21 protein-coding genes are annotated in these 24,519 nt (G+C 67.4%); 11 read left to right on the forward strand and 10 right to left on the reverse strand.

All coding sequences use genetic code 11. The features are described from left to right. Window positions 1-36: 36 nt before the first annotated feature. Together ACQ86A_RS00325 and ACQ86A_RS00330 are read right to left on the reverse strand one after the other, a co-directional pair. Window positions 37-939 (reverse strand): alpha/beta hydrolase, encoded by a 903-nt coding sequence (locus ACQ86A_RS00325; protein ID WP_431278662.1) that lies wholly within the window; start codon window positions 937-939, stop codon window positions 37-39. Between the two features lie 3 nt (window positions 940-942). Continuing rightward, window positions 943-1,449 (reverse strand): beta-class carbonic anhydrase, encoded by a 507-nt coding sequence (locus tag ACQ86A_RS00330; protein WP_431278663.1) that lies wholly within the window; start codon window positions 1,447-1,449, stop codon window positions 943-945. Window positions 1,450-1,609: 160 nt separating this feature from the next. Here ACQ86A_RS00330 and ACQ86A_RS00335 point away from each other — a divergent pair, with 160 nt between their 5' ends. Next, entirely contained in the window at window positions 1,610-3,481 is a 1,872-nt protein-coding gene (locus tag ACQ86A_RS00335; protein ID WP_431278664.1) for an alkyl/aryl-sulfatase, read from the forward strand. 111 nt (window positions 3,482-3,592) lie between these two features. Further along, on the forward strand, window positions 3,593-4,588 hold the full coding sequence (locus ACQ86A_RS00340) for an AI-2E family transporter (RefSeq protein ID WP_431278665.1): 996 nt from the start codon (window positions 3,593-3,595) through the stop codon (window positions 4,586-4,588). Here the strand turns inward: ACQ86A_RS00340 and ACQ86A_RS00345 are convergent. Beyond that, the gene (locus ACQ86A_RS00345; protein WP_431278666.1) at window positions 4,548-5,522 is read right to left on the reverse strand and encodes a DUF389 domain-containing protein; all 975 of its coding nucleotides are present in this window, start codon (window positions 5,520-5,522) and stop codon (window positions 4,548-4,550) included. The genes ACQ86A_RS00340 and ACQ86A_RS00345 overlap by 41 nt on opposite strands. 106 nt (window positions 5,523-5,628) lie before the next feature. Here ACQ86A_RS00345 and ACQ86A_RS00350 point away from each other — a divergent pair, with 106 nt between their 5' ends. From ACQ86A_RS00350 to ACQ86A_RS00360, 3 genes are all read left to right on the forward strand, one after another. Continuing rightward, window positions 5,629-7,350: a SulP family inorganic anion transporter gene (locus ACQ86A_RS00350; RefSeq protein ID WP_431278667.1), complete on the forward strand. Its 1,722-nt coding sequence runs from the start codon at window positions 5,629-5,631 to the stop codon at window positions 7,348-7,350. Between the two features lie 147 nt (window positions 7,351-7,497). Further along, window positions 7,498-12,591, forward strand: a complete 5,094-nt coding sequence (locus tag ACQ86A_RS00355) for a hypothetical protein (RefSeq protein ID WP_431278668.1) — start codon at window positions 7,498-7,500, stop codon at window positions 12,589-12,591. Continuing rightward, entirely contained in the window at window positions 12,576-14,426 is a 1,851-nt protein-coding gene (locus ACQ86A_RS00360) for a DUF5979 domain-containing protein (RefSeq protein ID WP_431278669.1), read from the forward strand. Before ACQ86A_RS00355 ends, ACQ86A_RS00360 begins: the two co-directional genes overlap by 16 nt. An 18-nt stretch (window positions 14,427-14,444) precedes the next feature. On the opposite strand, the gene ACQ86A_RS00365 is transcribed toward ACQ86A_RS00360, so the two are convergent. Next, complete coding sequence (locus ACQ86A_RS00365; protein WP_431280499.1) at window positions 14,445-15,173, reverse strand: formylglycine-generating enzyme family protein; 729 nt, start codon at window positions 15,171-15,173, stop codon at window positions 14,445-14,447. Window positions 15,174-15,243: 70 nt separating this feature from the next. Between ACQ86A_RS00365 and ACQ86A_RS00370 the strand changes: the two genes are divergently transcribed. From ACQ86A_RS00370 to ACQ86A_RS00385, 4 genes are all read left to right on the forward strand, one after another. Next, window positions 15,244-15,606, forward strand: coding sequence for a hypothetical protein (locus tag ACQ86A_RS00370; protein WP_431278670.1), 363 nt, complete (start codon window positions 15,244-15,246; stop codon window positions 15,604-15,606). Between the two features lie 129 nt (window positions 15,607-15,735). Next, on the forward strand, window positions 15,736-16,707 hold the full coding sequence (locus ACQ86A_RS00375) for an NADP-dependent oxidoreductase (RefSeq protein ID WP_431278671.1): 972 nt from the start codon (window positions 15,736-15,738) through the stop codon (window positions 16,705-16,707). Between the two features lie 163 nt (window positions 16,708-16,870). After that, entirely contained in the window at window positions 16,871-17,896 is a 1,026-nt protein-coding gene (glsA, locus tag ACQ86A_RS00380; RefSeq protein WP_431278672.1) for a glutaminase A, read from the forward strand. Continuing rightward, window positions 17,893-19,530 carry an MFS transporter gene (locus tag ACQ86A_RS00385; RefSeq protein ID WP_431278673.1) on the forward strand — a complete coding sequence of 546 codons (1,638 nt, stop codon included), beginning with the start codon at window positions 17,893-17,895 and terminating at the stop codon, window positions 19,528-19,530. Before glsA ends, ACQ86A_RS00385 begins: the two co-directional genes overlap by 4 nt. Before the next feature lie 15 nt (window positions 19,531-19,545). Here the strand turns inward: ACQ86A_RS00385 and ACQ86A_RS00390 are convergent, their stop codons facing one another. From ACQ86A_RS00390 to ACQ86A_RS00405, 4 genes are all read right to left on the reverse strand, one after another. Further along, window positions 19,546-19,884: a hypothetical protein gene (locus tag ACQ86A_RS00390; protein WP_431278674.1), complete on the reverse strand. Its 339-nt coding sequence runs from the start codon at window positions 19,882-19,884 to the stop codon at window positions 19,546-19,548. Window positions 19,885-19,919: 35 nt separating this feature from the next. Further along, complete coding sequence (locus tag ACQ86A_RS00395; RefSeq protein WP_431278675.1) at window positions 19,920-20,384, reverse strand: GNAT family N-acetyltransferase; 465 nt, start codon at window positions 20,382-20,384, stop codon at window positions 19,920-19,922. Window positions 20,385-20,426: 42 nt separating this feature from the next. Continuing rightward, window positions 20,427-21,344 carry an NADP-dependent oxidoreductase gene (locus ACQ86A_RS00400; protein WP_431278676.1) on the reverse strand — a complete coding sequence of 306 codons (918 nt, stop codon included), beginning with the start codon at window positions 21,342-21,344 and terminating at the stop codon, window positions 20,427-20,429. 113 nt (window positions 21,345-21,457) lie between these two features. After that, a complete protein-coding gene (locus ACQ86A_RS00405; protein ID WP_431278677.1) occupies window positions 21,458-22,084 on the reverse strand; it encodes a TetR/AcrR family transcriptional regulator in 627 nt (208 codons plus the stop codon). Between the two features lie 88 nt (window positions 22,085-22,172). Here ACQ86A_RS00405 and ACQ86A_RS00410 point away from each other — a divergent pair, with 88 nt between their 5' ends. After that, window positions 22,173-22,541 (forward strand): DUF2200 domain-containing protein, encoded by a 369-nt coding sequence (locus ACQ86A_RS00410; RefSeq protein ID WP_431278678.1) that lies wholly within the window; start codon window positions 22,173-22,175, stop codon window positions 22,539-22,541. 18 nt (window positions 22,542-22,559) lie between these two features. On the opposite strand, the gene ACQ86A_RS00415 is transcribed toward ACQ86A_RS00410, so the two are convergent. Then, on the reverse strand, window positions 22,560-22,916 hold the full coding sequence (locus tag ACQ86A_RS00415; RefSeq protein ID WP_431278679.1) for a VOC family protein: 357 nt from the start codon (window positions 22,914-22,916) through the stop codon (window positions 22,560-22,562). Between the two features lie 74 nt (window positions 22,917-22,990). Between ACQ86A_RS00415 and ACQ86A_RS00420 the strand changes: the two genes are divergently transcribed. Further along, window positions 22,991-23,584 carry a class I SAM-dependent methyltransferase gene (locus tag ACQ86A_RS00420; protein WP_431278680.1) on the forward strand — a complete coding sequence of 198 codons (594 nt, stop codon included), beginning with the start codon at window positions 22,991-22,993 and terminating at the stop codon, window positions 23,582-23,584. A gap of 30 nt (window positions 23,585-23,614) precedes the next feature. Here ACQ86A_RS00420 and ACQ86A_RS00425 read toward each other — a convergent pair whose 3' ends face one another. Next, a complete protein-coding gene (locus tag ACQ86A_RS00425; RefSeq protein WP_431278681.1) occupies window positions 23,615-24,499 on the reverse strand; it encodes an alpha/beta fold hydrolase in 885 nt (294 codons plus the stop codon). Between the last annotated feature and the right edge of the window lie 20 nt (window positions 24,500-24,519).

Genomic DNA, 24,519 nt, shown 5'->3' on the forward strand with positions numbered 1-24,519 from the left:
GTATCCTCGCGGCACAGACGGCTACTGAGGCGGGTACTACGGGACCCGCGCCCGCAGAAAACTCCCGATCCGCTCTGTCGCCTCGGCGGCCTCGGGCGTGCCGAGCAGCAGTTGGTAGACGTGGGGCAGACCCTCCCCGACCTCCAGGGTGACGTCGACCCCCGCATCCGTCGCCGCAGCGGCCAGGCGTTCGGCGTCGCTGAGGAGCAGGTCGGAGGTTCCCACCTGGACGAGCAGCGGCGGAAGCCCGGACAGCGAGGCGTACAGCGGCGACGCGAGCGGATTCTTCGGGTCGGCTCCGGCCAGATAGTCGGAGGCCAACCCACTGAGGAGGGCGGGCGTCGAGATCGGGTCGACGTCGACGCGTTCGGTCATCGAGGCTCCGGAACTGGTGAGGTCGACGGTCGGCGACATGAGCACGGCGGCTGCGGGCAGCGCATCCCCGGCATCCCGCGTCGCGACCAGTAGGGCGACGCTGAGGCCGCCGCCCGCCGAGTCGCCCGCGACCGCCAGCGATCCGGCACCCAGTCCCAGTTCGACGCGCAGCCACCGCCAGGCCGCGAGAACGTCGTCGACCGCGGCGGGGAAGGGATGCTCGGGGGCGAGCCGGTATTCGAGGAACAGCACACGCATCCCGGCTTCACGACCTATTCTGGCGGCCAGCTCGCCGTCGCTGCGGACCGAGCCGAACTCGTAGCCTCCGCCGTGCAGAAACAGCAGTACGCGGCTTGCGTCCGATCCGGGTGGGCTGAGCCAGTATCCCGGAACGCCCCCGGCGCCTATTTCGGTCACCGCTACGTCATCGGGCACCGGATGCACGGGGCCCGCGGGCGCGAATCCTGCGCGGTCCTCCTCCAGCGTCGACGGCGGCTGGTCGGCGCTCGCTCGTCGCCGAGCCCAGAGCACGTCAAGCGCATCCTGCATCGCCCCGCTCGGCATGGATCAGGCCTCGGCGAACACTTCGCGGAGCAGCCCCGTCTCGAGGTCGAAGACGAACCCTCTGACCGGGAGGTCGGACGCGATCCAGGGGTGCGACCGGGTCTTCTGGATGGCCTCGATCGTGTTCTGATCGACATCGGTGAAGGCGTAGAACTTGGCCGGCGCGATCGGCGACGATCCCGTCTCCTTGCGAAGCCGAACTTCGAGATCGTCATCGGCGAACGTGGTCATGCCGCAGCCGGTGTGATTGATGATCATGATCTCCCGGGTGCCGAGCACCCCGGTCGAGACGATCAACGAGCGGATCGAGTCGTCGTCGATCACGGTGCCGACGTTCCTGATCATGTCCACGTCGGCATCGGCCAGCCCCAGCAGCCGGGTGATATCGGACAAGCGGGGGTCGGCGCAGGTGACGATCGCGATCTTGGGCTTCGGCGGCGCGGCGCGGCTCGAACCGTAGCTCTCGGCAAGCTTTGCATTGGCGCTGAGCGCGTCATCGATGATGCTCATACCCTGCTTCTTCCTCGAACGGCTCGCGTGTTTCGTGAGTGTTCTTCACCTTAGGACCGATCGAACACAGGGCACCAGGCCACGGAAAGAGACCTTGACGGAACTCCGATAGTGCGAGAGCGTCACTCGTACAGGGGGTGTCCCCGGAAGGAGATGGAGCATGAAGCAGAACGTGCCGGCATCATCCGTCGAAACAGCCCACCGCGAACTCTCCGGGAGTCTGCCGTTCGCAGACACCGCGGATTTCGAGAACGCTGACCGGGGCTTCCTCGGAACCCTCGACGATCCAGTCATCCGCAACGAGAAGGGCGATGTCGTCTGGGATGCCTCCAGCTACGACTTCGTCGACGGCGACGCTCCGACCTCGGTGAACCCGAGCCTGTGGCGGCAGTCGAAGCTGGTGGCCAAGCACGGTTTATACGAAGTCGTGGAGGGCGTCTACCAGGTGCGCGGCCTGGATCTGTCAGTCATGTCCTTCATCGAGACGGACTCCGGTGTGATCGTGGTGGACCCGCTGATCTCTGCAGAGACCGCCGTCGCCGGGGTGCAGTTGTACCGCAAGCATCGGGGCGAGCGTCCGATCGTCGCCGTCATCTTCACACACAGCCACATCGACCACTTCGGCGGCGCGCTCGGGATCGTCAGCCAGGAGCAGGTCGATGCTGGCGAGGTGCAGATCCTGGCTCCCGAAGGGTTCCTTGAGCACGCGATCGCTGAGAACGTCTACGCGGGTGTGGCGATGGGGCGCCGGGCCGGCTACATGTACGGCGCCGTCCTCGACCGCGGACCATCGGGGCAGGTCGGTGCCGGTCTCGGCCAGACCACCTCGACCGGCACCGCAGGCATCATCGTGCCGACCGTGGATGTCAGCGAGACCGGAGAGACGCACACGATCGACGGCGTCGAGATCGAGTTCCAGATGGCGCCGGGCACCGAGGCGCCGTCGGAGATGCACTTCTACATTCCGCGTTATCGCGCGTTGTGCATGGCCGAGAACGCGACCCACACGCTCCACAATCTCCTCACCCTGCGCGGCGCTGTCGTCCGCGACCCGCACGTCTGGTCGCAGTACCTGACGGAAGCGATCGGGCGATTCGGCGACCGCTCCGACGTGCTGTTCACATCGCACCACTGGCCGACGTGGGGCTCCGACGAGGTCGTGAAGTTCCTCGGCATCCAGCGCGACCTGTACGGCTACCTGCACGACCAGACGCTCCGGATGCTCAACCAGGGGCTCACGGGAGCAGAGATCGCGGAGGTGATCCAGCTTCCGCCCGCGCTCGAGGCCGAGTGGAGCACCCACGGCTACTACGGCTCGGTGTCGCACAACGTGAAGGCGATCTATCAGCGCTACATGGGCTGGTTCGACGGCAACCCGGCCAGGCTCTGGCCGCACCCGCCGCAGGCCCTCGCCGAGCGATATGTCGCCGCGATCGGGGGCGTCGGCCGAGTGGTCGAACTCGCCCAGGAGGCGTACGACAGCGGGGACTTCCGATGGGCCGCGACGCTGCTCGACCACGCGGTGTTCGCCGAAGCCGGCAACGCGTCGGCGACCGCGCTCTACGCCGACACGCTCGAACAGCTCGGCTACGGTGCCGAGAACGGAACGTGGCGCAACTTCTTCCTCTCCGGCGCGACGGAGCTGCGAGAAGGCAACTTCGGCACCCCGACGACGACGAACGCGCCGGCCATCCTGGCCCAGCTGTCGCCGGAGCAGTTGTTCGACGCCATCGCGATCACCGTCGATGGGCCGAAAGCCTGGGATCTCGATCTCGACTTCGACGTCACCTTCAGCGACCTCGAGCGCAGCTTTCACCTCGGGCTGCATCACGGGGTGTTGATCTACGTCGAGCAGGAGCCGTCCAGCACCTCGGCACTTCATCTCACCGTGACGAAGCCGCGATTCCTCCAGCTGGTCGGCGGCGACACGTCGTCGGACGGCTTGACGGTCGACGGCGACGCGGGAGTGCTGTCCCAGCTCACGGGTGTGCTGGATCCGGGCGATCCCGACTTCAACATCGTGGTCCCGTAACGGTTCGCCCGCTGCCCTGATGGCCGGCCGCGAACCGCGGGCATCAGCAGGACTCGCTCAAGCGACGCGAGTCCTGCTGACGCTCGCGGGCGCGGCCGCAGCTGCGTGGGGGTGTCGGCCGCGCGCGACGTGCTCGCCCCCATCCTGCTCGCCGCCGTTCTCGTCATCGTCGTGCACCCCATCCGGCGCCCGTTGGATCGTCGGGGCCTCCCGCGATGGGTCGGAACGGGTGCGGTCACCGCCATGTCGATCGGCATACTGGTCGGCCTGGGCGTCATAGTGGCCCTCGCGTTCGGACAGTTCGCGAACGTGCTGAAGGACTACGCGAGTGACATCGCCGAAGGCTCGGCCGCGGTCCACTCCTTTTTCGCGGGCCTCGGCTTCGGCTCACCCGCGAGCATCGCCGGCTGGTTCGACCCGAAGACGCTCCTCACCCTGATCTTCGACGCGGGGTCGCACCTCGTCAGTGCGGGCGCGGCGATCTTCTTCGTCTTCGGCTACGTGATCTTCATGGCGATGGACGGGTCGCGGTTTCAGGATGTGCCCGCCGCACTCGCCGAATCCGAAAGCTTCCGGATGCGCACCTTCCGCGAGTTCGCCGCCGGTACGAGCCGCTACTTCGCGGTCAACTCGATCTTCGGCCTGATCGTGGCCGTCATCGACGGGCTCGCTCTCTGGGCGCTCGGGATCCCGGCACCGTTCGCCTGGGCGGTGCTCGCGTTCGTGACCAACTACATCCCGAACGTCGGCTTCGTCATCGGGCTGATCCCACCGTTCATCCTGGCGCTCGTCACGGGCGGGTGGGGTCTCGCGCTGCTCGTGCTCGCCATCTATTGCGTGGTGAACGTGGTGCTGCAGGTGCTGGTTCAGCCGCGTTTCGTCAGCCAGACCGTGCAGCTGAGCGTGACGATCACGTTCGCATCCGTGGTGGTGTGGACGTTCCTCCTCGGGCCGATCGGGTCGATCCTGGCCGTGCCGCTCACCCTCCTCACCCGGTTCCTTCTCTTCGGTGCGGATCCGGATGCGCGGCTCGCCCGCTGGCTGAGCGGGGAACCCGAGCCGCCGACTACTTCGAGCCCTCCAGACGAACTTCGTACGCTGGAATGAAATCGAGGGTGACTTGACTGGCATCGACCCCGTTCTGCTCGAGCGCCGCCACGAGATCCGTGGTGGCGGGGAGCGGCGGGGTGCCGGTCACGGTCAGGGTCGCCTCCGAGCTCGTCGCGGTCACTCCGGTGATCACCCAGCCGTGCTTGTCTGCCCACGGCTGCGCGGCCTGTCGAACAGCGCCGACCAGCAGCGACTGATCCGTGAAGCGCACCGACGAGAGGGTGAGTGGCACACCGATGATGACAAGGGTCACGACGATCATGATGATCGCGCGGTGCCGCCGCCCCCAGCGCTGATCCGCGGTGGCCGCCCGGTTCAGGGTCCCGATGCGATAGCCGGTGAGGATGATCACCCCTGTCGCGAGGATCGCCGCGACGTTCGCCGCGAAGAGCAACGCCGCCCCCAGCGCCTCTTCCCAGGCGTGGGATTCAAGGGTCAACCCGACGACCGAGAGCGGCGGCACCAACGAGATGGCGATGGCGACGCCGGGAAGCGTGTCCGAGATGTCTTTCCGCACCAGGGCGACCGCACCGACGACGCCCGTCGCGAGAGCGGCGACGAGGTCGATCAGGCTGGGCGTGACGCGCGACGCCACCTGACTGTTCGTGGCGGCGACGACCGGTGCCGCCACGGTCAGACCGACGACGTAGGCGATCGCCACGGCGGTTGCCGCGCCCGCGGCGACGAGCACCCAACTCACCAGCAGGTTCCTCCGGTCGCCCGTGACGGTGGCGAGCACGACGCCCAGGATCGGCGTCATCAGTGGGGCGACGATCATCGCTCCAATGACCGTCGCGACCGAGTCGCCGACGACGCCGGCCGCGGCGATGACCGCGGACAGACACAGCAACAGCCAGAAACGGCTCAGCTTCGTTCCGGTCTGCGGATCTTCGAAGAAGACGCCCGCCCGCATGTCCTCGACCGTGTTCATCAGCCCTCCCCGACTGCTCGAACGGGCGAAGCGTGCCCGCTCGAGTCGAGTATGGAGGCGCCTGGTCCGATACCTCCGACGGCGCGCAGCCGGGTGGGAGGAACGCATGTCCGAGAGTGAGGCTCAGGCGAAGCGTCCGGGCTCGGAACGCGTCCGCAACTCTCTTCAACCCGCCCTCAAGGTCTTTCGACGCAAGACGCTGGCGAAAGACGCCGTTGCGGGACTCGTGCTGGGCATCGAGAGTGTTCCGGATGGGCTGGCCAGCGGATTGCTCGCAGGCGTCAATCCGGTCTCCGGTCTCTACGCCTACCTGTTCGGCCTCGCGGGGTCGGCGTTCTTCGCCAGCAGCACATTTCTTGCCGTGCAGGGCACAGGGGCGATGGCGCTCGTCGTCTCGGACACCGATCTCGCATCCCGTCCCGACCCGGCTCGAGCTCTGTTCACTCTTTCGATGCTCACCGGCGTGTTCATGATCGTCGCGGGTCTGCTGCGCGGCGGCCGATTGCTCCGGTTCGTGCCGACCGCGGTCATGGTCGGGTTCGTCACAGCCGTGGGCGTGAACATCGTGCTCGGACAGCTCTCCAACTTCACCGGCGCAGAGGGGGACGGCAACAACAGGGTGACGCGGGCGTTCGACCTGCTGTTCCATGTCGGGCGGTTCGACATCCCCACACTCATCGTGGCGCTGGTCACACTGGCGTTGATCATCGTCCTGACCCGCACCCGGCTCCGGTCGTTCGGCCTGGTGGTCGCGGTCGTGGTCGGCTCCTTCTTGGCGTGGTGCCTGAATACCTTTCTGCACAGCCAGATCGCCGTCGTCGCGGACATCGCGACGATCCCGGCGGGGCTTCCCGCTCCGGTCCTTCCCAGTCTCGACGACATCGTCTTCCTCCTCGTTCCGGCACTGTCCCTGGCTTTCGTCGGGCTGGTTCAGGGCGCTGCCGTGTCTGCGGGTATCCCGAATCCGGATGGCCGGGTCAGCGATACCTCGCGGGACTTCGTCGGGCAGGGCGCGGGGAACGTGCTCTCCGGGATCTTTCAGGGCATGCCCGTCGGCGGCTCGATGTCAGCGTCAGGGCTGATCACGGCGGCGGGGGCCAAGACCCGGCTGTCGCTGTTCATCGCGTCAGCGGTGATGGCTCTGACCATCCTGCTGATCTCCGGTGTGGTCGCCGTCGTCGCCATGCCCTCGCTGGCCGCACTGCTGATCATGGTCGGGATCGGCGCGATCAAGCCGCCGCAGATCAAGTCGGTCGTCAAGACCGGAGCTCTGCAGACCACGATCATGGCCGTCACCTTCGCGCTCACCCTGCTGGTGCCGCTCCAGTTCGCTGTGCTCGTGGGTGTCGGGCTCGGCATCATCCTGTTCGTCGCTCAGCAGTCCAACCGCCTGAAGGTGCGTCAGATCGTCTACGAACCGGATGGCCGGCGCCGCGAGACCGCACCGGTCGCCGTCGTCGGAGCCGAACAGGTGATCGTGCTGCAGCCGTACGGCAGCCTCTTCTTCGCCAGCGTCCCCGTCTTCGAATCGCAATTGCCCCAGGTGGATGCGACGACCCGACGCTCGGTCGTCATCATCCGCCTCCGCGGGGTCGATCAGATCGGTCTGTCCCTGGTCGATGCGCTCCGACGCTACGCCCGGATGCTCGGCGACCACGGCAGCCGGCTCGCCGTGATCACCACCAGCGACGACGTCGTCGCGCAGATGGCGGCGGGGGGACTCATCGCGGAAATCACCGAGGACGCCGTGTATCGAGGCACGGAATGGGTCGGCGCCACGACCCGAAAAGCTTACGAAGACGCCGAGGAGTGGATCGATGCGCGGTGAGAAGAACACTAGAGAGATCCTCACAAGGCTCGTAGGCTCGGCGTACGCAAAGCCGCGGAACAGGGGTTCATCGGAATGATGCGACACAGACGATCGGGAATCGGGCGCGCGACGGGGGGCGTCCTCGCCGCACTACTGGTGCTGGCCATGCTCCCTCTAGCCGCGCAATCGGCAGCGGCCGAGGGGCCGAGTCAGTTGAGCCTCGACAAGACCGCGAGTACCGCCACTGTCGCTCCTGGCCAGACGTTCGACTACAACCTCGAGGTCGGCTGCTCGGCGGTCGACATCGGCACAGGATGCACGAACGCCACGCTCGTCGACAACGTGCCCGCCCAGTTCGACGTGCTCGGCGCATCCGTCGGCACCGGACTCTCTGCGCAGACCCCGACGATCTCGGGCAACACCGTGACCGTCGTCTTCAACTCGCCGCTCGACGATCCTCCCGGGGCGATCGGCCTGCCTGCGTCGGCTACCGGCATCGTGACCATCTCCGTGCGGGCCCGCACCGACCTTCCGTTCGAGGCCAACAATGTCCCCGTCGTGAACACGGGAACGCTCACGGCGACGAACCAGATCGCGCCGGCCACCTCGACCGCGACCGTGACGCCGCAGGTTCCGCTCGCGCTGGCGACCACGGGGTCGAAGTCGTTCGACCCGGTCGGTGCGGCCGCCGATCCGGGCACCCCGACGACAATGACCATCGGCGGCACCAACACATCCAACGCCGGCGTCGACAGCATCGTGTTGACAGACCCGACCGACCCCACCGCGACGCCCAACCCCTTCACGTATCTCCAGGTCTCGTCGATCGGGGCCGTGACCTTCCCGCCGCCGGCCGACCAGGTACAGGTCGATGTGTGGGACGGAACCCAATGGGTCGACGGAACCGCCGGGCCGACTCCGGTGCTCCCCGGTACCGTGCCCCTGACCCAGATCACGGGCGTGCGGGTGACGTTCACCAATTCGGCCGGGCAGCCCATCCCGGCAGGCTCCACCGGATCGGTCGCCATCAATCTGGTGCAGCGGCCCAACGTGGTCGACCTGACCACGGCGACCGTCGTCAGCAATCAGGTGCAGAGCGAGGTCGCGCTCGGAACGTCGACGGCCGACGGAACGGCCAGCGCCGACTACACGATCCAGTCGAGCACGGTCACTGTCGATGCGACCAAGTCCTTCACCCCGTCGACGGTCGTGGCAGGCAACCCGACCACCGTCTCCATCGGTGCGACGAACCAGAGCGCCGTTCCGCTGACTGAACTGTCCCTGACCGAGCCGACGCAGACTGGCGCGGACCCCTTCGCCGGCGGCTTCCCGGCGGGCACGTCGTTCGGCGGATTCACCAGCGGCGTGACGTGGCCCGCGGGCGCCACCGGCGTCAGCGTGCATTACTACTACGCCGACGGCACCGATGAAGTGCTGACGTCCACGACCCCGAACACCGTGCCTGCTCCGGATGCGTCGAAGTCGGTCGTGCGGTTCACAGTCACCTTCACGGGTCAGATCGCCCCCGGCGCGAGCGCCAGCCTGCCCTTCGTGCTGAACACGGATCCGTCGATCACCACCGACACCGTCACGGTGCCGAACAGCCAGACGGTCGACGGCACGTCCGCATCCGGATCGACGGGCACCGACAGCGCGACAGCCGACCTCACGGTGTACACCACCCGCCTCGCCACGACCGTAGGCAAGACGATCAGCCCGAATCAGATCGCCTCGACGCCGGGCGAGTTCGTGACCGTCCAGCTGCCCTCGGGCACGGCACCGTTCCCGCAGTCGACCGTGGACGCCACGACGATCGTGGTGCAGGATCCGCCGGGGAACCCGCCCGCGCAGACTGACTGGTGGAACCACTTCAACGCCACCGCCATCACGCAGACGGCGGTACCGGCGGACGCCACCCTGACCATCCAGTACTGGGACGGCACGCAGTGGGTCGATCTTCCCGGAGCCGTCGACATCGCCGGCCCGACGGTGTTCTCGATGAACATCCCGGCCGGACTGCAGGACGACATTCAAGGGCTGCGATTCGTCTACACCGATCCTGACGGCTTCCCGCCGGGAACCACAGTGCAGCCCAATGTGACCATGTCGCTCCGCGATCAGCTCCGAGACGGAACGGGACCCGCCACCGGCACGGATGAGACGATCGAGAACTGCGCCGAGTCGTCGGCGACGGGAGTAGGCGGGGAGACAGCCGATGCCGTCGTTCCTTCTCCTTGCCCCGTAGTGAACACTTTCGCCGGCGGCTTGCCCGGCAGCGCGGACTTCATCGACAAGAGCTGGGCGGCGCCGAAGGTGCTCACCGCTCGCACCGAGGCGCAGACGACCGCGCAGCTGAACTGGTCGACGGGTGGGCGCGCGAACCTGTCGTCGATGACGGTTTCTGACACCGCCGACCCGACCACCACGCCCCTGTCGGCATCGGCCTTCAACGCGTTCGACCTCGTGGGCGTTCCGGCGATCAGTGCTGCACAGGATCCGCTTCTCAAGTACGACGAGGTTCAGGCGGTACAGCTCTACAACGGAACCGCCTGGGTGGATGCGGCGAACGACCCGTGCCCCGCATCCTGTATCGGCACCTTCCCCGGCGTGACCTTGACCACGGCGGAACGCGCCTCGACGATCGGGGTACGGCTCGTCTACGTCGAGAGCCCCAACCGCGCGGCGGCATCGGCCGGCGATCCGACGGCGCCTCCTGTCGGCTCGGGCGTCGCCCGCTCGACGGGGAACAACCGGGCGATCGTGCTCACCTTCGAGCTGCGCGACGATGTGCGGTCACCCGTGACCACCCCTGATCCCGTGACCGGGGCTCGCATCTACAACACCGGCGTGCCGGGCGAGGTCGAGAACACGTCCCGCGCGACCGGAGTCTCGGCCGAAGACGGCTCAACCGTGACCGATACCGCTGCGGACACCGTGCTGCTGCTCGACGTGCCGCTGAATGCGACCCTCGACAAGAGTTGGGAAGGCGGTCCCCTCGGCGTGCCCGAGGCGGGGACCGACCCCACCCTCTATCCGTCAGGTCGAGTCACGCTCACCGCCACGAACACGACCGCAGCGAGCGTCGACGATCTCCTGGTGAGCGATCCCGCGCCCGGTAGCCCGACGACGCCGTTCGATGTGTTCGACCTGCTGAAGATCGAGAGCGTCTCCGTGCCGGCCGGGGCGACGTCGTCCACGGTCTCTCTGACGACGGCGGGCGGAGTCACGACCGGCTACAGCATCGCGGATGCCCTCGCACTCACCCCCGCGCAGCTCGCCGATGTGGTGTCCATCCAGGTCAGGCACACCGGCCGAATCCAGGCGGGGCAGGCGACCGTCATCGTCTTCGACACCCGGCTGAGGGCGACGCACCGCTCCGACGGGACCCCTGTCACCGCCGCCACCGACTCGCCCGTCGCGAACATCGCCGAAGCGGCCGTCGCCGACGAGGGCGGAGCATCCGGCGGCACCCCGATCGTGCCGGCGAGCGCCACGATCGACCTCGCCGACGGCACTCTGACAGTGACCGCGGGCAAGAACATCACTCCGGCACAGCAGACCGAGCGCGACGACAGCCCGGTGACGGTGAACCTCTCGGGCGAACCCGGCGGGACCATCCGCGCCCGCCGCCTGACGATCACCGACGAGTCCGGCACGTTCTGGAACGCTTTCGACTTCCAGGGATTCGCGTCGCCGCTCGTGCTGACAGCACCGATCGACCGGGTCGAGATCGACGCCTGCGTGGGGCGAACATTCGCCGACCCGACCGCATCCTGCGAGGCTGACGGCGGCACCTGGGTGCTCGGGGTGCGGCAGACCGAGGCCGACGCGAACGCGACACCGCTGCCCGCCGGGGTGGTGGCCTCGCAGGTCGAGGGCATTCGGTTCGTCTTCACCCGCCTCGACGGATCGCTCTTCCAGCCGGTCCCGCACCAGGAAGTGAACGTGAGCGCCCAGCGCCGCGCCGACCTGCGCTCGGGCGGCCCGGTTCCGAGCGACCTCTCCACGAACTCCCCAGCGCCCGGCGAGACAGCGGCCGGAACGTTTACGAACACCGTCGATGTCCTTGCCGAGGGAACGTTCGACAACGGGGGCGCCCCCTTCACCGCCACCGATTCGCAGACCGACACGGTTCAGTACCTGCACGCGGTCAGCGGCGTGCAGGTGACCAAGTCGCCGGCGGGCATCCAGCAGCCGGGGTCGATCATCCCGTACACCCTGACCTTCACGAACACCGGCGCGATCGCGATCACCGACCCCGTCATCACCGACCAGATCCCGACGGATGCGAACGGGCCCCTGCTCGTGTTCGACCCGTTCGCCGACCCCGGTGGTCCAGGGCCGTACTCGTACGCGCTTGCCGGCGGGGCCCCGGTACCGCCGAGCGGTCCTGCGATGCCGACGGATCCCGCATCCGTCGACGCAGTGGTGAGCCAGGCCGGGGCGAATATCCAGTTCAGCTTCCCACCGGGAACAGTGCTCGAGGTCGGCCAGACGTACACGATCACGATCGACCTGATGTTCCGCACCGGCCTGGCCGCCGGGACGACGGTGACGAATACAGCGGGGGTGACAGGCGATCGCCCCTTCGACACCTGCGACCCGGTGTCCGATCCGGCCACCGGGGCTTGCACCGCCGACACGACCGTCGAGGTGCAGACAGCGGGAGCCCTCCGCGGCATCAAGTCGGTGCGCGCCACGGACACCGAACTCGGCGTCGAGTCGGTGCAAGCCGGAGTCACTTGCACCCCCGACGCGAACGGGTTCTACGCCGGGCCCTGCGTCCCGATCACCAAGCCGGGCGGAACCGAGGTGTGGCGGCTCGGTCTGATCAACACGGGCACGCTGCCGATGGACCGGATGGTCGCCATCGACAAGCTGCCGACCCCCGGTGACACCGGTGTGCTCACCCCGCTGCCGCGCGACTCGCAGTGGCGCCCGACGTACACGGGGACGTCGACCCTGGCGTCCGCCCCGGCCGGTGCGGTGCTGACCCAGTACTACACGACCGACGCTGCGCCCTGCATCGACGACCTGGCCACGACCGGTGTCGCCTGCCCGCCAGGCGCCTGGACAGAGTGGTCGACCGGGGTCGATCCGACAACTGTCACGGCGCTCAAGTTCGTGGTGGACTTCACCCCCTCGATCGATCCGGGTGGCTCGATCGCGATCGACGTGACCACGAGAACCCCGCCTCCTCGCCGAACGCCGCCAGCGACCCGATCGCCTGGAACACCGTCGGCGTGGCCGGCCGCGTGACCGTCAACGGCGTGCCGACGGTCACAGCGCAGACCGAGGGCAACAAGGTCGGCGTCGCACTGGCCACAGGTTCGGTCGCCATCGAGAAGCAGGTCACCGGCGACGGTGCCGACTTCGCTCCGACAACCTTCACTGGCACCCTGAACTGCGTCTCCGCGGGCGAGACCCTCGACCCCATTCCCGTGACACTGACACCCGGCACCACGACGACCGTCGACGACCTCCCATACGGTGCCGAGTGCACAGTCGTCGAGGACGACGCGGGCCAGACCGACTCGACGTCGACGCAGGTGACCGTCGGCACGGGTACCGACCCGGTGCCCGTGATCACCGTCACGAACGAATACGACCTGGCCGGGCTCGTCATCCTGAAGAACGTCGACTCGACGGCAGTCGATCAGGACGGCCAGCCGATCGCGTACGGGCCGTTCACCGTGACGGTCGACTGCACGTTCCTCGGCGCCCCGGTCTATGCATCCGGATACAGCGCAGCGAACCCGATGACGGCCGACCTGAGCGACGGCGGCACGCTGGAGCTCACGGGTCTTCCCGCCGGCGCGTCGTGCGTCGTCACCGAGACGGATGCGAAGGGCGCGGAGACGACGACCGTCACGACCACCACGACTGACGGCACCACCGGTCCCACCGCAGGCGACACCACGACCGTCGTTCTGACCCCGGATGCAGGGACGGACCCGACCAACTCGGTCACCCTCGTCAACGGCTTCGGCGTCGGATCGCTGCACCTGGTCAAGGTCGTGCAGGGCCCCGGCGCTGTAGATTTCGGCGCCGGCCCGTTCCGGATGCAGGTGACCTGCACCCTCGACGACGCCTCCGGAGTGCGCACGACGTGGGACGGCGTGGTCGTCCTCGGCGGCAACCAGCCGCTCGACAAGACCATCACCGACATCGCGGCCGGATCGGTCTGCGATGTGAGTGAGCCGGGAGCCGGAGGCGCGAACACCTCGGTCGTCAGTCCCGAAGAGGTCACTGTCGACAGCGGTCAGACGGTCACCGTGACGGCTACCAACACCTTCCTCGCGGGCGCCATCCACGTCGACAAGGTGCGTGAGGGCCCGGGCGCCGACCTCTACGGCGCCGGCCCGTTCACGGTTGCGCTCGTCTGCGTGCAGCAGGTGAACGGCTTCCCGCGGATCGTCTCGATCCCCGGCGGCGCGACGCGCACCCTCGACCAGGCCGACGGCTACCAGGCCGATTACGAGCTGCTGCCCGCCGATGCGGTGTGCGCCATCCGGGAGACGAACACCGGCGGCGCGACGAGCGCACAGCTCCTCGACGCGAACGGCGATCCGGTCGGATCGGTTCAGGTCGTTGCGGGCGACACCGTGGACGTGACCGCGGTCAACACGTTCGATCTCGGATCCATCAAGGTCACCAAGGTGATCACCGGCGACGGCGCAGCCACCGACGGTGGCGGCGATTTCACCGTCCACCTGGTCTGCACCGCGGTACGCGACGGGATGACCGTGCCAGTGCCCATCCCGGGCGGGGCCGATCGAACCCTCTCGCGCTCGACGAGCCTCACCACGGTATACGAGAACCTCCCCACGGGCGCCACCTGCCAGGTGACGGAACCCTCGACCGGCGGCGCCGATGCCATCTCCATCACCCCGAACAGCGGTGACGACCAGGTCGCGACCGTCACCGTCGGCGACGCCACCGAGGTCGAGATCACGGTGACCAACACCTTCGACCCGAATCCGGACACGATCGCCCGCACCGGCTCCGACATCTGGCCGCTGCTGCTTCTCGGCGCCGGCTTCGTCGGTCTCGGGATGCTGCTCAGCCGTCGACCGCGTCGACCTCGGGCCTGACCCGAGTAGCGCCGCAGGTCAGCGTCGCGGCGTCCATCCGGGCGGCAGCGGGCCGTCAATCGCGGCCCGCTCGTCGTCCGCCTCGGCCGACCACCCCTGTGCGGCTCCTTCGGAGTCGAAACCGCCGCGCGCGAGGCGGAACCCCACGTCCTCGTGCTGCGATCGGGGCGGGCCACCCCGTCGGCTCGAGGCGCGGACGCTCCACGAGTCGTCGGCGAACCCACCGCCGCGGAACACCCGGTAATCGTCGTAACGCGCCGGATCGAGGTAGTCCCAGCACCACTCCCAGACGTTCCCGAGTGTGTCGAACATCCCGTTCAGGTTCGGCAGCCGGCCACCGATGTCCTGCGGCGCGCTGAGCCCGTCCGCGCTCGTCCACGCCACCTCGGCCAGCGGCCCATAGTGCGCGCCCGTCGATCCGGCGCGGCAGGCATACTCCCACTCGGCTTCGGTGGGCAGACGAAAGCCGTCTGAGTCGACGTGCCAGGTGACGTCCTCGCCGTCGAAGCTGTACGCGGAGTCGAGGCCCTCCCACTCGGAGGCGGCATTGCAGAACCGCACGGCCCGCAGCCAACTGACCTCGGTCACCGGTCGCCGGGGATGCGACGAGGGCACCCCGATCAGCTCGGCGGCCTGCTCCTCGGTGACAGCGAACACGCCGATCTCGAACGGCTCCAACTCGACGCTCCACCGCCGCTTGCGCCGGGCGTCGTGCAGCGTCACCGTCCCGCCCGGGATGCGCGTCATCTCGATCTCCACCCCGGAAGCATGCCACAGCGCCGGGAGGCACACTTCTCGCACAACTAAGATCGAATATATGAGAAAAGGCAATCCGCCCGCGGAGAACCGGGTCGGCGGATGGAGCCAGGGTGCGGCATATGCCCTCGCAGCCATATTCACGCTCATTGGCGCTCTTCTCTCGATTGTCATCATTTTTCAGTTGATGAACATCGCCGCCTGCAGCGGGCTCGCAGCTGAATGCGATTTCGCGACCCTCTACGCCGCGATTTGGATCACCCCGGCGACCACACTGCTCGTCCTGGTCGGAGTCATCGTCGTTCTCCGCACCCGGCGCAAACAGATGCGATCACTGTGGTGGGTTTCCTGTCTTGGAGGTCTCGCCACGCTCACCGCCTACGCCATCGCAGCGAGCCTTATCACCGGCGCGATCCATCCGTAGTGGATCGCGCCCGGCCACCGAAGAACCCACCCCGATCCCGTTCGAATTCGGCGGTGCAGTGGCGGCCCCGCTGGGCCAGACTGAGTTGGGGCAGCGGGCGGCAGGCGACCGCGCCGGAGGGAGCACGAGATGGATGCCGAATCGAAGGACGCAACCGCTTCACGCCAGATGATGGCGCTTCGCGCACGCAAGCGCGGTGGACCCGAAGTGTTCGTCTACGAAGAGGCCCCGCGTCCGCATCCTGGGCCGGGTGAGATCTCGGTCGCGGTGCGGGCCGCATCCATCACGTTCGACGAGTTGACCTGGACCGAGACCTGGGAGTCGGAGGGGGTCGACCGCACCCCGATCATCCCTGCACACGAATTCTCCGGGGTCGTCGCCGAGGTGGGAGACGGGGTCACAGACGTCGCCGTGGGCGATTCCGTGTTCGGGATCGTGCCGTTCGACCACGACGGCGCCGCGGCGCAGTACGTCGTGGTTCCGGTGGAGGTCGTCGCGCTGAAGCCCGCCTCGGTCTCCGACGAGGCTGCGGCGGCGGCAGCACTCCCCGGGCTGACCGCTTGGGAAGCACTCACAGACGCCGGGAAACTCACGGCCGGCCAGCGCATCCTGATCAGAGGAGGCACCGGTGGAGTCGGTGCCTTCGCCACCCAATTCGCGCACAGGATGGGGGCCGACGTCACTGTTACCGTGACGTCGCCGTCCGGCGTGGAGCGGGCGAAGCGACTCGGGGCCGACCATGTGATCGTGTCCGGTCAGGATCCCGACCCACAGGATGCGGGAGCCTTCGACCTCGCGCTCGACGCCGTCGGTGGAGGCGTGCCCGAATGGATGTACTCGTCGGTCCGTAGAGAGGGCGCGCTCATCGTTCTGCAGGAGGCGCCGAACGAAGAGCTGGCCAAGCAGTACGGGGTGAGCGCGGCCTTCTTCCTCGTCGGGACGCGGCGCGAGAAGCTGGCGGAGTTGGCCAACCTGATCGCCGCCGGCGACCTCGAGGTCGCGATCGCGCAGACGTTCCCGCTCGAGAAGGGACGGGAAGCGTACGAGAGCGGATCGCGGCCGAAGCCGGCGCCCGGTAAAACGGTGATCCTGGTCGACTAGCCGCGCGCATCGTTGAGCGGGCCTCATTTTGTTGCGTGACGCTCGCTATTCCCTTACGGATGGCCCCGGCGCTATGTTCCTGAGTAGGGACCAGCAGACACCGTCGTCGATGCTTGCCGAATTCGGTGACGATCCGGTCACCCGCTAGGTGAAGGACGGCGCGTTGGACACGAACACAGCAGGCGTCGAGCAGACGGCCAACACCGGTCAGCTCCCCGGCTGGGACGCGGTCGACGAGCAGGTGCTCGAGGCGTACCGCCGCAACCGCGAGAGCACCGACGGTGTCGTCGCCGACTACATCCCCATCCTGGGCGCCGTCGATCCCGAACTCTTCGGCGTCAGTGTCGCCGAGGTCGACGGAGGCGTCCACGTCGCCGGCGACGCGGATGTGGAGTTCTCGATCCAGTCGATCTCGAAGGCGTTCGTCTACGCGCTCGTGGCCGAGGAGTTCGGGCACGACGAGGTCGGCGAGCGCGTGGGCGTGAACAACACCGGACTTCCCTTCAACTCGGTGATCGCCGTCGAGCTGAACGGCGGGCATCCCATGAACCCGATGGTGAACGCCGGGGCGATCGCCACGACCGCGCTGATGCCCGGGGCGACAGCCGCCGAGAAGTGGGAGCACATCCGGTCGGGCCTGTCCGCGTTCGCGGGGCGGCAGCTGCAGATGGATGGGGTCGTGTACGGCTCCGAGGCGGAGACCAACCAGCGCAACCAGGCCATCGCGCGCCTACTGCAGAGCTACGGACGCATCGACGGCGACCCGCTCGAAATGGTGGATGTGTACACGCGGCAATGCGCGCTGCTCGTCAGTGCGAGAGATCTGGCCGTGATGGGCGCGACGCTCGCAGACGGAGGCGTGAATCCCGTCACCGGAAATCGAGTCATCTCGGCGGATGTGTGTCGCGACACGCTCTCGGTGCTGGCGTCGACCGGGCTGTACGAGCGCTCCGGCGAGTGGCTGTTCGACATCGGACTGCCCGGCAAGTCGGGGGTGGCCGGGGGAATCGTCACGGTCGCACCCGGAAAGGGCGCGATCGGCACATTCTCGCCGCGTCTCGACAGCGCGGGCAACAGCGTGCGCGGCCAGCGGGCCACGGCGTACCTGTCGCGTGCTCTCGGACTCAACATCTTCGCATCCGGAGTCCACGGATCGATCGACGGGAACAAGCAAGGGAGTACACCATGACGACTGAGGCACCGACGACCGACGCGACGGAGGAACGCACCTCCTGGGCACCACTCGTGGGGCTCTTTCTCGCCCAAGTCCTGATGTCGTTCAATGTGGCATCCCTTCCGGTGTCGCTGGGCGGGATGGTCGACGACTTCGGGGTTCCACCGACCTCGGTCAGCACCGCGATCGTCGTCTACGGCATCGCGGTCGCGGCGCTGGTCATGGTCGGCGCCAAACTCGGTCAGCGCTTCGGCTGGGTGCTCGTCTTCCGGATCGTGGTTGCGACTTTCGCCGTCTCCGCGGCAATGATGATCTTCGCGCCGACGGTCTGGTGGGCGATCGCAGCGCAGGCTGTCGCCGGCGCATCCGCGGCCATCATCGTTCCCTCGCTTGTGGCCCTGATCGCCGAGAACTACCGCGGTCGGCAGCAGGCGACCGCGATCGGCTCGCTCGGCTCGGCACGCGCGCTCTCGGGGGTGAGCGCGTTCCTGATCGGTGGAACGCTCGGCACGCTCGTCGGGTGGCGCCCGGTCTTCGGCATCGTTCTCGCCCTCGCGATCGTCGTCTTCATCTTCAGCTTCCGTCTTCGCGGTGACGGGGCGAACCCCGCGATCAAGATCGACGTGGTCGCTGCCATCTTCATCGGCCTGGGGATCGTGTTGCTGACCCTCGGCTTCAACAACCTCAACGCCTGGGGAATCCTGCTCGCGCGGCCCGACGCGCCCTTCAACATCCTGGGGCTGTCACCGGCGATCGTGTTCATCGTGGTCGGCCTCATCCTCGGGCAGGCGTTCTTCCTCTGGACGCGACGCCGCACAAAGGCAGGCAAGGTTCCGCTGGTCAGCCTGGCTGTGCTCGGCTCCGGACGCGAGCGCGCCGCGGTGTACGCGATGTTCATCGTGGTCGCGCTCGAGGCGGCACTGAACTTCACGGTTCCGCTGTACATCCAGATCGTTCAGGGCCGCACCCCGTTCGACACCTCGCTGGCGATGATGCCGTTCAACCTCACGGTCTTCATCACGGCCACGCTCGTGGTGCGCTTCTACAAGCGGTTCACACCGCGCACCATCGGTGTCTTCTCGTTCTGCCTCACAACGGTCGCCCTGCTGTGGTTGTCGCTCGTCGTGACCAACAACTGGGAGACGTTGCCGACCATCCTGGGCCTCTTCGTGTTCGGTGTCGGACAGGGCGCACTTGTGACGCTCGTGTTCAACGTACTGGTCACCGCTGCGCCTAAGGAGCTCGCCGGCGATGTGGGCTCGATCCGCGGCACGACCCAGAACCTGGCGTCGGCGGTCGGAACGGCCCTGGCAGGCGGCCTGCTCGTGACCATTCTCGGCCTGAACGTCGGGCAGGCCGTCGTGAACCACCTCGACCTTCCGCCGTCGATCGTGGCCCAGGTCGACCTCGACAACGTCAACTTCGTCAGCAACGACCAGCTGAAGCAGGTGCTCGAACGCACCGACGCGACACCGACCCAGGTGGATGCGGCAGTCGAGATCAACACGAACGCGCGCCTCAGCACCCTGAAACTCGGGCTGCTCATCCTCGCCGGCCTCAGCGCGATCGCGATCCTCCCCGCCTCGCGACTCCCGCGCTACCGCCCGCACGAGATCCCCGACCCGAACCCCGTCAAGCAGACCGCCTAGGTTCGGCCCGCTCGACTATCCGGCCGTGCTGGGACGTTCGAGGTTCTGGACGTCCCAGTAGAGGCAGGAGACCAGGGTGTGTGCTGGGCAGTGCGGCTCGTCGTCTTCCTGCGATGTCGTCGCCGTTCGGGCGAACTCGCCGTGCGCTTTGGTCAGGAGCAGGTCGAATTCGACATCGGTGACGACGCACCCTTCAGTGGTCAGCCACTCGCGCAGCATGGGTTCGACGTCGGTGCGGTAGAGCCGCGAATCCGCCCAGACGCGTTCCACGATGCCGGCGATCTGATCCTCGCGGGGCGCGGGTTCCGAACCGGCCATCACGGGGAACGTCTGCGGCTTCTTCGGTTTTGCCATGGTGTTCTGCCTCTCTCGCCGGTGGTGGCCGCCGGTCAGGATGAGCGGGTGCGGCCGGCCGTGGCGACTCCCGGATGCTCAGAGTCGATGAGGTCGGCGTACTCGGGGTTGTTGTCGATGAACGTGCGCACGATCGGGCACAGGATGGTGACCGTCTTACCTTGAGCACGAACGTCGTCGAGCACGCGACGGATGAGCTCGGTAGCGATGCCCCGCTTGCGGAACTCGGGAAACACCGAGGTGCCCAGCAGCACGAGACGGTCATCGCCCGCGACGTTGAATGTGAGCCCGGCCACTTCTCGGTCTCCGACGATGGCGTCGTAGATGCCGCTCTCGTCGTTTCTGACGACAGCGAAGTCGAACTCGGGGTCGTGCGGGTCGTCGACGACCTCGTCGATGAGGACGATCTGGTCCTGGGTCAGCGTGCCTGTCCCGTCTGGGTAACCCGCTTCATCCGGATACTCGAAGGCGTAGCGGGTCGGCTCGGTTGCGTCGGTCATGTGGTTCCCTATCGTCGGTCGTCTGTCGTTGAGAACGGTGATCTACGGACGCATCCGGATGACCGTCTTGCCTTTGCGTCGTTCCGTGGGGTTGAGCGCAGCTACGGCCCGATCGAGCGTCGCGACCTCGCCGATGTTCGTGCGCAGCCGACCATCCCGAACCCGCTGCGCGATCTCGACCAGCTGGGCGGGGATGGACTCGACGACGAAATCGACCGACAGCCCCTCCTCGGGACGGACGCCGGCCAATCCGGTGACCGTCACCAAGGTTCCGCCCGCACGGATCAGGCGCGCGGACCGCTCCTGAATCTCGCCCCCGATCACATCGAACACGAGGTCGACCAGGCCGACGTCTTCAAGATCGTCGTTGTCCAGGTCGACGAACTCGTGTGCGCCGAAGTCGAGCGCCTTCTCACGATCGGCCGCCCGGCCCGTGCCGATGACATGGGCACCTGCTTCGCGTGCGAGTTGAGTGACCATCGTCCCGACAGCGCCGGCGGCGCCGTGCGCCAGCACGGTCTGTCCTGACTTGAGCCTGCCGTGATCGAAGAGCCCCTGCCACGCGGTCAGACCCGAGATCGGCAGGCTCGCACCCACCGTGAAGTCGACGTCTCCGGGTAGCGGCGCGAGGTTACGCGACTCGACCGCCACATACTCAGCGAGCGTGCCGTTCCGGTGCCAATCAGAGATCCCGAACACCCGTTGCCCGACGGTCAATCCGGTGGTGCCGTAACCGAGCGCTGTCACGACACCAGCAAGCTCGTGCCCCAGGATGGACGGCGCCCGGTTCTGCCCGGCACGATCCTTCCACGTCGACGGCCAGTCCACCTCGGTGGGAACGAATCCGGATGCGTGAACCTCCACGATCACGTCGTTGATCGCGGGCGACGGTTCGGGCCGCTCTTCCAGCGTCATTCCCGCGGTTCCCGCGGCCTGATCGGTGACGACGATCGCCTTCATCCGGCATCTCCTTGCGTCTCTTGCCCGCGCGATGACTCGGTGCACCACAATTGGACGATTTCGTCCAGAATAGTGCAGCGACCTGACGGCGGCAACCGATCAACGGTCGGCTTCTATCGCGCGGAGAGACTCTCGATGTGGGCCAGTGCCATATCGATCGAGGTCGCCATCGGCGTGACATCGCGCGCGGTCTGGGCCAGCATGTAGCCGCCCTGGAGCGCACCCATGAGGCCGGTCGCGAGCTGGTCGACGGATGCGTCGGCAGCTAACGCACCCTGCTCTTGCAGCCGGCGCAGCACACCCATAAGGAGCCCCTGCCATTCGCTGAAGAGCTGGGACAGTGCCGCACGAGCGACGGCGTCGTGATCGGCGACCTCGGAGGCAAAAGAGCCGAGGGCGCAGCCATACGCGCCGTCTTGCAGCGCGTTGTTCTGCACCAGCGCATCCCGCCACCGCCGCAAGTCGGCCAGCGTCGAGGCGGTGCCGAGCGCATCCCGCTCACGCTCGATGACGCGTTGACCCATGAGATCGATGACGGCCCGTACGAGCGCATCCTTGCCGTCGAAGTGGTGGTAGAGCTGCGACTTGCTCACCCCGCTGGCCGCGACCACCTCGTCGAGCGTGGTCGCTGCGACGCCCCGCACGTACATCAGGTCGGCGGCCTCGGTGACGATCTTCGAGCGCGTCTTGGCACCGCGCGCCGTCAGGCGCTTACCGCTCCCAGACTCGATGGTCGTCACGTCTCCATGCTACTGAGCGGCGCGCACGGCTCTCTTTCGCCCGGAATGCACGCGAGGTATCTTGTCAGAGACTCCAGGAGGTGGGGACATGGCCCAGGACAAGCTGTTCGGCTTCAGTTTTGCGCGCATCTATCCGCTTTACGTGACCAAGGTCGAGCGCAAGGGTCACACCAGCGAAGAGGTCGACCAGGTCATCACCTGGCTGACCGGGTACGACGAGGCGGGCCTGCAGGAGGCTATCGCCAGCGGGATCGATCTGGAGACGTTCTTTGCCCAGGCGCCCGCCATGAATCCGGATGCGACCCTCATCACCGGCCTCATCTGCGGCATCCGGGTCGAAGAGATCGACGACCCGTTGATGCAGAAGATCCGCTACATGGACAAGCTCGTCGACGAGGTGGCCCGGGGCAAGAAGATGACGTCGATCCTTCGCGGTCAGGCAGCAGCCGTTCGGTAGCCGAGCCTTAGCCAGCCGCTATTCCGCCGGCGGCTCCCACAGCTCGATCGGCAGCCCTTCGGGGTCGTGGATGCGCGCGAAACTGCCGTACTCGGTCGCCTCCCACTCCGGGCGACGTTCCACGGCGACACCCTCGGACTCCAGCTTCGCGATCAGTTCTTCGAGCTCGCTGACGCGGAGGTTGAGCATGAACGACTGGTCCGCCGCGAAGTAGTCGCTGTCGGCGGGGAACGGCGCGAAGACGGTCATCCCCGCATCCTGCTGCCAGATCGAGACCTGGCCGGCGTCGATCCCGAGGTGGTCGCGGTACCAGGCCGCGCGCGCATCCGGATCGCCGCTGCGAAAGAAGAGTCCGCCGATTCCCGTGACTGCCACGGCGGTCAGCCTACCGAGCGGTCAGGATGCCGTCCACCGGCCGTCCGCATCCTGCCCGGGTGCACAATCGGAGCATGAGCGCGAACGAGTGGGACAGGTACGCCGAGAGCTTCGACGAGGCGGCCGACCACGGACTGCTCGACCCGGATGTGCGGGTGGCGTGGCGCGAGTTGCTGCTCCCGCTGCTTCCCCCGGCGCCGGCCGCCATCGCCGATCTCGGCTGCGGCACCGGGAGCCTGTCCGTGCTGCTCGCCGAGGCCGGCCACCACGTGACGGGGCTCGACTCGTCTCCGGAGATGCTGAGGTACGCCAGGGCGAAAGCAGCGGCGGCGAACGTGACGGTCGAGTTCCGCGAAGGCGACGCCGCGCATCCTGAACTGGTCGAAGGGTCGTACGACGTGGTGCTCGCGCGACACATTCTGTGGGTCTTCGACGACCCGGGACCTGTGCTCGACCGGTGGAAGAGGCTTTTGCGACTGGATGGTCGGATCACCCTCATCGAAGGCCGCTGGTCCACCGGGGTCGGGCTGACGCGCGAAGCCTCCGAGGCGCTCCTCCGCGCGCGGTTCAGTGAGGTCGAGGTGATCGACCTGAGCGGGTCGGATGCGCTGTGGGGCGGTCTCGTCGACGACGATCGCTACCTCGTCATGGCGACCGATCAGCGGTAGCGATTGAGAAAAGGCGAGAGAACGCAGGCGTCAGCGGGAGGCGACGTCGAGGATCGCGGCGGCGAACGCATCCGGAGCCTCTTGCGGGATGTTGTGCCCGATGCCGCCCTCGAGTGTTCGATGCTCGTACGGCCCGGTGAACTTGCCCGCATAAGCACCCGGCTCGGGATGCGCGGCCCCGTTCGCGTCGCCTTCGAGCGTGATCGTGGGCACCCCGATCGTCGGGCCTTCCGCGAGTCGGCGCTCCAGCTCGTCGTACTCGCTCTCGCCGTCGGCCAGCCCCAGCCGCCAGCGATAGTTGTGGATCACGATGGCGACGTGATCCGGGTTCTCGAACGCGCCCGCGCTGCGCTCGAAGGTGACGTCGTCGAAGTTCCAACCTGGTGAGGCCGTGTGCCAGATGAGCTTCGCGAAGTCGTGCCGATACTTGTCGTAGCCAGCCCGCCCACGCTCAGTGGCGAAGTAGTACTGGTACCACCACTGGAGTTCCGCGGCCGGCGGCAATGGTTGAGCCCCGACGGCCTGATTGCCGATCAGGTAGCCGCTCACCGAGACGAGAGCCCGGCAGCGCTCGGACCAGAGCGCCGCGAGAATGTCGGCCGTACGCGCGCCCCAGTCGAACCCGGCGACGATCGCCCGGTCGATGCCGAGAGCGTCGAGCAGGGCGACCGCATCGACGGCGAGCGCCGACTGCTGTCCGTTCCGGATGCTGTCGTCGGACAGGAAGCGCGTCGGCCCGAACCCGCGCAGATACGGGATGATCGCCCGATAACCACTCGCGGCCAGCGTCGGGGCCACCTCGGCGAAGCTGTGGATGTCGTACGGCCAGCCATGCAGGAGCAGTACGGCCTGCCCGTCGGACGGCCCGACATCGGCGTAGGTGACGCTCAAAAGTCCGGCGTCGATCTGTCTCAAGTCGCCGAACGGACCAGTCG

This window comes from Leifsonia poae (assembly GCF_050632195.1).
GTDB lineage: Bacteria > Actinomycetota > Actinomycetes > Actinomycetales > Microbacteriaceae > Leifsonia > Leifsonia poae_C.